The sequence below is a fragment of the Campylobacter sp. CCUG 57310 genome, assembly GCF_013201975.1.
Taxonomy (GTDB): Bacteria; Campylobacterota; Campylobacteria; order Campylobacterales; family Campylobacteraceae; genus Campylobacter_A; species Campylobacter_A canis.
Map to the genome: position 1 here is coordinate 1 of NZ_CP053847.1, position 7,822 is coordinate 7,822.

12 protein-coding genes are annotated in these 7,822 nt (G+C 32.1%); 10 read left to right on the forward strand and 2 right to left on the reverse strand.

Annotated elements, in window-relative coordinates; all coding sequences use genetic code 11:
• The first annotated feature begins 390 nt into the window (after nucleotides 1-390).
• The 3 genes from CORI_RS10530 to CORI_RS10535 all read left to right on the forward strand — a co-directional run bounded on the left by CORI_RS10530 (nucleotide 391) and on the right by CORI_RS10535 (nucleotide 2,268).
• A complete protein-coding gene (locus CORI_RS10530; protein WP_173032049.1) occupies nucleotides 391-1,380 on the forward strand; it encodes a replication initiation protein in 990 nt (329 codons plus the stop codon).
• Between the two features lie 393 nt (nucleotides 1,381-1,773).
• Nucleotides 1,774-1,896 carry a hypothetical protein gene (locus CORI_RS10845; RefSeq protein WP_301952220.1) on the forward strand — a complete coding sequence of 41 codons (123 nt, stop codon included), beginning with the start codon at nucleotides 1,774-1,776 and terminating at the stop codon, nucleotides 1,894-1,896.
• Nucleotides 1,897-1,908: 12 nt separating this feature from the next.
• Nucleotides 1,909-2,268: a hypothetical protein gene (locus tag CORI_RS10535; protein WP_173032050.1), complete on the forward strand. Its 360-nt coding sequence runs from the start codon at nucleotides 1,909-1,911 to the stop codon at nucleotides 2,266-2,268.
• 28 nt (nucleotides 2,269-2,296) lie between these two features.
• Here the strand turns inward: CORI_RS10535 and CORI_RS10540 are convergent, their stop codons facing one another.
• The gene (locus tag CORI_RS10540; RefSeq protein WP_173032051.1) at nucleotides 2,297-2,812 is read right to left on the reverse strand and encodes a hypothetical protein; all 516 of its coding nucleotides are present in this window, start codon (nucleotides 2,810-2,812) and stop codon (nucleotides 2,297-2,299) included.
• A gap of 386 nt (nucleotides 2,813-3,198) precedes the next feature.
• Between CORI_RS10540 and CORI_RS10545 the strand changes: the two genes are divergently transcribed.
• From CORI_RS10545 to CORI_RS10565, 5 genes are all read left to right on the forward strand, one after another.
• Complete coding sequence (locus CORI_RS10545; RefSeq protein ID WP_173032052.1) at nucleotides 3,199-3,441, forward strand: type II toxin-antitoxin system HicA family toxin; 243 nt, start codon at nucleotides 3,199-3,201, stop codon at nucleotides 3,439-3,441.
• 92 nt (nucleotides 3,442-3,533) lie between these two features.
• Complete coding sequence (locus tag CORI_RS10550) at nucleotides 3,534-3,890, forward strand: type II toxin-antitoxin system HicB family antitoxin (RefSeq protein WP_173032053.1); 357 nt, start codon at nucleotides 3,534-3,536, stop codon at nucleotides 3,888-3,890.
• A 283-nt stretch (nucleotides 3,891-4,173) separates the two neighbouring features.
• Nucleotides 4,174-4,737 carry a hypothetical protein gene (locus CORI_RS10555; protein WP_173032054.1) on the forward strand — a complete coding sequence of 188 codons (564 nt, stop codon included), beginning with the start codon at nucleotides 4,174-4,176 and terminating at the stop codon, nucleotides 4,735-4,737.
• Nucleotides 4,737-5,009: a hypothetical protein gene (locus CORI_RS10560; RefSeq protein ID WP_173032055.1), complete on the forward strand. Its 273-nt coding sequence runs from the start codon at nucleotides 4,737-4,739 to the stop codon at nucleotides 5,007-5,009. The genes CORI_RS10555 and CORI_RS10560 overlap by 1 nt, the downstream gene beginning before the upstream one ends.
• Before the next feature lie 22 nt (nucleotides 5,010-5,031).
• Complete coding sequence (locus CORI_RS10565; RefSeq protein WP_173032056.1) at nucleotides 5,032-5,295, forward strand: hypothetical protein; 264 nt, start codon at nucleotides 5,032-5,034, stop codon at nucleotides 5,293-5,295.
• A 163-nt stretch (nucleotides 5,296-5,458) separates the two neighbouring features.
• Here the strand turns inward: CORI_RS10565 and CORI_RS10570 are convergent, their stop codons facing one another.
• Nucleotides 5,459-5,716 carry a hypothetical protein gene (locus CORI_RS10570; protein ID WP_173032057.1) on the reverse strand — a complete coding sequence of 86 codons (258 nt, stop codon included), beginning with the start codon at nucleotides 5,714-5,716 and terminating at the stop codon, nucleotides 5,459-5,461.
• 785 nt (nucleotides 5,717-6,501) lie between these two features.
• Here CORI_RS10570 and CORI_RS10575 point away from each other — a divergent pair.
• Entirely contained in the window at nucleotides 6,502-6,942 is a 441-nt protein-coding gene (locus CORI_RS10575) for a hypothetical protein (protein WP_173032058.1), read from the forward strand.
• On the forward strand, nucleotides 6,914-7,822 hold the full coding sequence (locus CORI_RS10580; RefSeq protein WP_173032059.1) for an integrase domain-containing protein: 909 nt from the start codon (nucleotides 6,914-6,916) through the stop codon (nucleotides 7,820-7,822). The genes CORI_RS10575 and CORI_RS10580 overlap by 29 nt, the downstream gene beginning before the upstream one ends.

Consider the following 7,822-nt stretch of genomic DNA (forward strand, 5'->3'; position numbering starts at 1 on the left):
ACACATCCTCACTAAAAGATGATAGCCTTGCGGAGCGTAGCGACAATACAAGGCGTAAATAGGGGGTAAGGGGGCGGGCTGCAGTGCGTAAGCACAAAGCCGTACAAACGCCCCGGTTCCTAATATATAGAAATTGAGCAAATAACGGAAATTTTTTGCTTGTTAAAAGGTTTTCTATAAAGAAATTTTTCTTAAATTTTTAAGAGGTTTTAAAGCCCCAAAATAGGGAGTTTTAGAGACCAAAAAAGAAGTTTTTGTAAGTGAAAAAGAAGTTTTTGTAAGTGAAAATAGACCAAAAAAGAAGTTTTTGTAAGTGAAAAAGAAGTTGTAATAATAAAACTTCTTTTTATGGTATACTTTTGAAAAAGAAGTTTTTGTAAGTGAGAAAATATGACTAAAGAAATAACAAAAAATCTATCAAATAGATCAGTTGTGGTTCAATCAAATTCAATGATAAACAGCAAATACGAGCTTACGGAAACTCAACAGAAACTAATTCTTTTAGCCATAGCGCAAATTAAAACAGCTGATGAGAAATTCTTTCGCTATTCTTGTACTGTTTCAGAGCTCGAGCAAAAACTAGGAGTTAAACTTAACGAAACAAGATTAAAGGATCTAGCGAAAGACATATTAAAAAAGCCTCTAGAGATTAAAGAACAAAACAAATGGATAGGCTGCAATTGGTTTTCAGCTTTTATTTATCATATAGATCAAGGAAGGTTTGAATTCGAAATTAGCCCTACTCTTACACCATATTTGTTACAATTAAAAAAAGAATTTACAACCTACAACATAGAACAGGCAATAAAATTTAGCGGTAAATATACTACAAGATTTTATCAGTTTATGATACAAGCTCAACATCAAAGAGATAAAAAACGAGTATTTGTATTAGAAGAGCTTTATGAATTACTACAATTGCCAAAAACCTTGAGGAACTTTGCCAAATTCCGTCAATATGTTATTGAGCCTAGCATAGAAGAAATTAATAAAAAAAGCGACATTCAAGTAGATTATGAAGTAACAAAAAAGATACGAAAAAAAGCAATAGAAATCACTCTAAGGTTTGATTTTAAGGAACGCCTAGTAGCTCAAACGGCTCAAGCTATAGAAGCTAAAGAGCTAAACAAATATAAAGGCAAAGAATTCTCATACTTCGGAGCGTTGTTTAAAATCGAATACCTACAAATCAACGAAGAAAAGAACCGAATAGAAGCTATATTTATTGACCCTAGAGATGATCAAAAAGCAAGAGCAGATTTTGACAGCTTAGAGCATTTAGATAGAGCCATAAGAGAAGCCAAAGAGCTTAAAGCGGAGATGAAATCAAACCCTGAAAAATATAAGAAAAAAGATAGAGATGTGAGCGGATTATTTTAAAATCTACTATTTTTCAATATTCAGTAAAACTTATAAGACAAGACAAACAAAAATATAAAATTAGTAATATTTAAAATTCAAATTCATGTAAGCTAATTCATATTAAATTTTAAGTGAAAAGTTGTTATAATTCCCCTGTAATTCGGATTTAACGGCTACTTAACACATTCAATATATTCTAAGTCCTATTTTATGGGGCTAGAGCAAATTTTATCAAAATCGTAATATCTTTACAGGTATTTTTAGATATAAATCTATCTCATATAAAGGGATAATTATGTCTAAAATTTGGTTTTAGGTTAAGGCGTGCAGTCTTTAATTTTCGAATTACAAATAATTGAAGTATTAAGAACCCCCTTTGTCCGAATTACACTAAACAAAAGGAGTTGTTAAATGAACAAAACAATTATAGCATTTTTAGTTGCACTAGCAGTGATCTTAACAGGCTGCAGTGCTTTATTTAGTGTTGGACACGGAAATACTAGCACCATAAATCAAACAAATAATAAAAAATAAAAAGGATAAAAAATGGATAATGATAAACAAGAACTATATTCAACCATGATAAGAGACTTATTGGGAATTAGCATACCTTCTGAAAAAATAAACGAGAAAGTTGAAATAGAACTTCATGGCTTTATTGATAAAGTCTCAAGATGTTCAGAAATAACAAGTAAATCTTTTGAATATTTAGTAAGCATACTTCCCGTATTATTCGCAAGCACTAGTCTCTTGTTAGACGCTCATGATGTTTTAGAAGCAGTAGCTGAATTTGAAGGAGAACTACAGGGGGCTAAAAAAGGATTTATAGGATGCTATTTTGCCATTAAAAATCAATACGCACAAAGAATAGAAGGTGCAGTTGCTGGCATAGAAGTATTTAAATAAACAAAGTTTAGTGTGCTAAAATAGCACACTAAAAAAGATTCTTTTTCATTTCGTCACAGTCTTTTTTCGTTATTTTACAAAGCTTATCTAGGTATTGTATAGTAGTATCTTTATATTTGTTTTTTAGCTCTATAACAATTTCTGATCTATATTTTAACAAATATACTGTTGCAACTGCTCCGCATGCTTCTATGGCACTTTCAAGATTTTCAGGATTAATCTCGGAATCGCAAGCTTTTTTTGCATATTTTAAAAAATCCAGTTTATCTTCATTAGAAAGATTAACGAGATAAAGATTGTAGCAACTTTTGGCTTCGCCAGCATTACATCTTTTTTTTATCTCGCCGAAAGTATTATCAAAACATTCGCATGCTACTTGATCTTTTTTGTTTTTACATTCTTCGTGAAAGTAAAACATTCTATTTTGTATAATATCCTGTTTGTCTACATATAATTCTGGAGAATGCTTTTTGCAATTGTCTGCGAGTAAACTTAATGGCAATAACAAACATAAAACCATAAACGATTTAATTGTATTTTTCAAACCTAATCCCTTGTTTTGTAATAATTTTTAAAACTTGAATAATTTTAACAATTTATATCTTAATAATCAAAATTATAAGCTTTTATATACATATTTGACAGTTGCAATAACATATAAACATTTATGTTAAGAATTTAAGAAATCAATCAAATCTTATATTTTTAGAGCTTTTCTTAAACCAAATCACCCGCTTTAAGCTTCCCAACCTTAAACCGGCAAAACTCCAAATTCATAAACTACCTTAAAATCGAACTTTTGCTTAATATGCAATGAAAAGTAGAATTTTCAATACAAAATATATCTATATACTAATACACATTATATAATTTAACATTTTATTAAGTGTGTATATATTATTATAATAATATAAAAAACAAAGGTTATTTATGAGTAATAAAATTCATAAGATAATAGACAAGATGCGAAGATCTCCTTCAAGTATCAGTTTTAATGAGGTGCAGGATATATTAGTTTATTTAGGTTACGAACTTAGCAATAACGCAAAAGGTTCTCACATGATCTTTAGAAAACCAGGCTATGATCATGTAAACATTCCATTTGCTAAACCCATAAAGAAACATTATATCAAGAAAGTTTTAGAACTATACGAAGAAGAGTCTATAGATTAGCGTCAGAATAAAGATGGTCTAAGACTATCTTTTTATAAGAGCTCATAGAGCTTTTATAAAAAGACAACCTTAGAGGAACCTAGGAGATAATAATGACACCACAAGCAAAAAATAAAGAATACTACTTGAATTTAAACTATAGCATGATAATCAACAAAGAAGATGATGAATTTGTAGCTTACTACAAAGAATATCCTAAAATTACAGGATGCGGGGATAATGAAATAGAAGCTATTGAGGATCTAAAAGAAGCTTTTTCTTGTTTGCTTGATGTATTAATAGCAGAAGGAGAAGAGATTAAGGAGCCGGCACCGGTTGAAAAGAAAGTAAGAGTTAATGTAATCCTTCCGGAAAAGCTACTAAAATCTATTAGCGAGTTAACAAACAACAGATCAGTCTTTTTAAGTAAGGCTGCGAAGTATGCTATAGAAAACAAGATAGCTTTATAATAAAACTCCGTAATAGACGCACTTTTAGGACAAAAAACATACTCACTAAAATGCGGAACTATTGCTAAAATCACTCCTCAAAATGCGGAAAAAACTATAGTCCGTTAGGTTTTTGATGAGTAGTTAAACTGCTTACTCCTTAAAAACCTAACGAAATAAAAAACTGCTCCTTAAAAACCTAACGGAGCAAGAAAACACTCCTAAATAAAATGACTTGATATGTTAATAACATATATATGATATAATATGTTTTTAACATATATAACATATCAAAAGGCAAAATATGACTTTAGCAGTTTTGCAATTAAAAGGCGGCGTAGGCAAAACTCCACTTAGCTTTAGTATCGCAAAAGATCTCAATCTAAAATGGCAAAGCAATGATGATTCAGTAGTGCCACAATTTTATCCAAAAGGTAAGATATTAGATAGATGTGTTTTTGAAGAAGACACAGTGTATGACTTTGGTGGTTTTGCTTCGGCTGGAGTGCTTGAAATTTTAAAACAATGTGATTTTATTATAGTTCCAATTACTCCTAATCCAAACTCAATAAAAAGAGCAGCAAACACCTTATCTCAAATTAAACCGCTTGGACGTAAAACTATAGGCGTTATAACAAATATCTCTTCTCAAAAAGAGCTAGATGAAACAGTAGCTACAATTAAAGCCGTCAATATAGTTTGTACAAAATTCTTTGTTTTAAAAAACTCTAGAATATTTGAAAATGCAATGACAAACGGATTAAGTTTTATTGAGTTATACAATGAAAACAATCTAGCAAAAAGACAGTATCAATCTTTTATAGATATGTATCAAAAAATAATTAACTACATTAAGGACAATAAATAATGGCTAAATTAGAATTAGACTTATCTAGTAACGAACTAGAAGAACTATCTACCGCAAGTTTCAAAGAACAAGACAAAGCACAAGAGATAAAAAAGACGGGCGGCAGACCAAAGAGTGCAAACCCGGCTAATAAAAGAACTACCATGTTTTTATCCAGCGATGAACTAGCCTTTTTAGATGAAATGGGCTATTTAACTAGAACAAATAGAACACAATATCTAAGGTCTATTATTAGAGAAAAAATGGAGTCTATTAATAAGGGTGCGGTATAAGACACTAGATAAAGGAGTCAAAATGACAAATGCGATTATACTTCAAGCTAAAGACGGTTTTACTCTAAGCAGTGATATTATAAACGCTATGAAACAGCTATTTGGTGAAAAAATTAACGTAATAGAGCTTGATGGAGATATGGTCGAAGCACTCCAAAGCGAGATAAGCCAAGCCGATACAATAAAGCTAAAACGAACTGTTGAAAAGCTAGACAAAGGCGAGCTCAAATTTTATACGGAAAACGAATTTTCGCAACAGCTAGCCAAACGAGGTTACAGAGAATAAAGCTAAGTATATGGCTGCTTTTTAAGCAAAAGAATTAAACAGATAAAAACTTAACTTTGTAAAAGAGAGAAAATTTTAAAAGAAATCAGGTATCTTTTTACCGCTTTTGACCCAAAAATAGCCTATAGCAAAACTGATTAAAGAAGCTACTACTAGCACCGCACTAATTACTTCCATTTGAATCCTTTATCTTTTCAAGCTCTTTATAGAGCCCTGATAATCTAGTTAAATTTGTCGCTATGCCGACACCAAACAACATTAAGAATGCAATAGAAATTATAACCAAAAAATCTATTTTTGAATAATTAGCAGTAATAAACACCCAAGCTCCACCAAAACCGGCTACAAAAATTAAAATTTTAATTTTTATGATTTCAATTTGTTTAGCAATCGTATCTATAATTTTTGAGTTATTTTCCAATGGAAGCTCCTTGGTTTTTTCTTTTAATTTTAATCGATATTTTTTGAAATAGCAATAGAAAAACCAATAAGAGTAAAATAAAAAATACTATAAATTTGAAAAATAAAAGCCCCTAAAAGGCGGCGATCTTTTTTTAAAAAAGTAAGAGATACCTACAAAAACAAAAAAGTTCTAGCAAGCAGTTGACGCCGGCACTGGCTCACAACGCTTTTCAGGCTAACGGAGTGCCCCTCGCCCTTTTCAAACTCGTTTTTGCAATTGATGTTAAAACAGAACGCTTTTAGCTACAAAAAGCAAAGGAAAAAGCTTAACCCTCTAAAATGGACTGTTTCTATTAAACCTCGCCCATACAGGTCTGCAAAAAGGAATACGGCAGGAGAGCGGAAGCAGTCTATATACTGCTTCAGAAAAAACCTATGCCGAAAAATTTGAAAAAAAATAAAAAGCTCTCTTAAAAAAATACATTCGAATTTTGTTCGTTTTCCATTTTTACACCTTTAAAAAATTAGAAAATATAACTAGTTATAGCAAAAAAATATGTATAAGCAAGCATCAAAAAACACAAAAATCTAATGAAAATTTTTTTGCTAAAACCAATAAATATCAAATCTGATAGCATCATATCAACACCCCGTCAAGAAGCCAACGCTTCTTTACGGGGCAACCCCGTTTCTATCGAGTGTTTCGAGCTATACATCAATCATAGCTGATAGCATTCGGCGGCGCATGTTTGATATGGTGTTATCAAAATTTGATACATATAATTTTTTCAAGGAGCTATCAAAATGGCTAAATTCTATGTGGTTAAGAGCGAGCTGATAGGAGCTTTCAAGCTTCTATACGAAAGTATCGAAAGATCAAATTCTTTCGAACAAATATCCAAAACTATTGGAGATTTTTTTAAGGAGGTGGAAAAAATAAATAATCCAAAAAACAATCGCCCAAACAAACAAATCGATTCGATCCGAACATACTTTCGGAAAAACCAAAAAGACAAGCGCAGCCAAGAGGCGGTAGTGGAAAAATCTATACGAAAAATTCGAAAGAAAAAGCCAAATTATAGAGATTTTTCAGAGCAAATTGTTGTCTGGCGCGAACAGGGGCACAGTTATCCGCAGATTTGTAGGCTGCTTCAGGCTCAAACCGGGATCAAAATATCAGACCAAACGATTGCAAGATTTTTGAAAAGGAGAGCAAATGAACAAAAAAACAGAGTTAAACAATAGAAGCTCCGGGAAATTCATCATTTCCCGGCTCATGCAAAAGCTTGATGGCATAGGAATTTCAAAATCAGCCAGCCGCGCAGCAAGCACCGTCAAAGGACAAAACGGACACAAGATAAGTACTCAAGCACACTCAATCAAATCAATACAAAACGCTCGAACAGTTGTCACACAATACATCAGCTATCTTCAAGAAAACTATGGAAAAAAGATATATCCCCATATCAATAGCGACACTGCCAGAGAATTTTTGATAAGCAAAATAGACCACATAAGCGGAGGAACATTAAATACCTATATTTCCACAATGGCAAAAATATCGGATGGCTTTAATGGGCTCGGGATAAAAAATATAGATCGAGCCCGTATAACCGATTTGCGAAGCGAATTGAAAAATGAAGGCGTAAATTTAAAGAAAAACTATCATAATAGAAGCTACCCTAAAAAAGAGATAGAAAACATACGCGAATACATGCAAGCAACGCCGTATTTGCTTAGTTTTGATCTGCAAGTTGAGGCAGGATTAAGAGCTGATGATGCTCTCAACTCTAGCAAATGGATTATCCACAGTAACAATACAATTACTGTAGAAGGCTCTAAAAATGGACTAAGCTACACGACAAGGGTTTTGCCTTCGAATTTAGTCAATCGTGCAACAGAAGCAAAGAAAAGCGGTTTTAAAGCTAATTATTCAGATTACCGCACTCAACTAAAACAAGCCGGAGCTGATGATGGATCTCACGGATTACGTTATTCCTTTGCTCAAAACCGTTATGAAGAGTTAAAACAAGAAGGCTATACAAATCTAGAAGCTAGAGCTCAAGTATCTATTGAAATGGGTCATAGTAGGGATGAAATCACACTCCACTACTTAAAATCTTAA